The organism is Shinella sp., assembly GCF_052438155.1.
Taxonomy (GTDB): domain Bacteria; phylum Pseudomonadota; class Alphaproteobacteria; order Rhizobiales; family Rhizobiaceae; genus Shinella.
In genome coordinates this window covers 1-1,256 of record NZ_JBQVPI010000103.1, presented here as the reverse complement: position 1 = coordinate 1,256, position 1,256 = coordinate 1, and the positions used below count along the sequence as shown (strand labels likewise).

At 71.1% G+C, this 1,256-nt stretch carries 2 protein-coding genes; both read left to right on the top strand.

Features of this window, described 5'->3' with window-relative positions; all coding sequences use genetic code 11:
- On the top strand, positions 1-357 hold a 357-nt coding region (locus ACT6VE_RS34820; RefSeq protein WP_444802657.1), incomplete at its 5' end, for an ABC transporter permease.
- Positions 357-1,130, top strand: coding sequence for an ABC transporter ATP-binding protein (locus ACT6VE_RS34815; protein WP_444687128.1), 774 nt, complete (start codon positions 357-359; stop codon positions 1,128-1,130). The genes ACT6VE_RS34820 and ACT6VE_RS34815, both read left to right, overlap by 1 nt.
- Positions 1,131-1,256 lie beyond the last annotated feature (126 nt).

Below are 1,256 nucleotides of genomic sequence, written 5' to 3'. Positions count from 1 at the left end.
GTCTTCCTCAACACCGAGCAGGGCGTGCGCGGCATCGCGCCGGCCTACCGCGAGGTGGCCGCGATCGTGCGGCTTGGGCCCTGGCTGCGGCTGCGCCGGCTGGTGCTGCCCGCGATCCTGCCCTCGGTGCTGACCGGCGTGGAGCTCGCGCTGCTGACGGCCTGGATCGGCACCGTGGGTTCCGAATACGCGATCGGCACCGGCCTGGGCATCGGCGCCTACCTCGCCACCGCGCGCGACGTGTTCCGCATGGACCTGGTGCTGATCGGTGTGCTGGTGATGGCCCTGGTGGGTTACGGCCTGAGCCGCGTCGCGCAGCTTCTTTTCCTGCGCCTCATTCCCTGGAGAACCCGCTGATGAGCACCCCCACCCTGGAGGCGGTCGCCCCCACCGCCCTGAGCCTGCGCAACGTGGGCAAGACCTACCGGATCGAGGGGCAGGACCTGCCGGTGCTGCAGCGCATCGGCCTGGAGATCGCGCGCGGCGAGTTCCTGGGCATCGTCGGTGCCTCGGGCTGTGGCAAGTCCACGCTGCTGCGCCTGATCGCGGGGCTGGACGACCGCTTCGATGGCGACATCCTGATCGATGGCGAACCGGTGGCCGGGCCGGGCGTGGAGCGCAGCCTGGTGTTCCAGGACCACCGCCTGTTTCCCTGGCTCAACGTCACGGACAACATCGGCCTGGGGCTCGACAGCCTGGACCTGAGCCGGCGCGAGCGCGAGGCGCGCATCCGCGAACAGCTCGAACTCGTGGGCCTCACGGGGTTCGCGCAAGCCTGGCCGCACCAGCTCTCGGGCGGCATGGCGCAGCGCGCGGCCATCGCTCGCGCGCTGGTCTCGCGGCCGGACATCCTGCTGATGGACGAGCCCTTCGGTGCGCTCGATTCGATCACCCGGGCTCACATGCAGGAAGAACTGCTGCGCATCTGGCGCGAGCGGCGCATCACCGTGGTGATCGTCACGCACGACGTGGACGAGGCTGTGTTCCTGGGCGACCGCGTGGCGGTGATGGAGCCCCGGCCGGGCCGGGTGCAGAGCGTGATCGATGTGGACCTGCCACGCCCGCGCGAGCGCACGGGCACGGCCTTCAATCAGATCAAGCAGCGCGTGCTCGGGCAGCTCAAGCGCTGAGCGCGCGGTCGCCTCAGGCGACGACGACGGCCGCGCCTTCGCCGCGTGCCGCGATCTTGCCGATCTCGTGCACGGTTTCACCGAGGCCGCGCAGCGTGGCGGCGCAGGCGGCGGCCTGGTCGGCGG

What these genes read in the sequence shown, in the direction of transcription:
- ACT6VE_RS34815 (WP_444687128.1), top strand. Translation starts at nt 357, where the DNA reads ATGAGCACCCCCACCCTGGAGGCGGTCGCCCCCACCGCCCTGAGCCTG.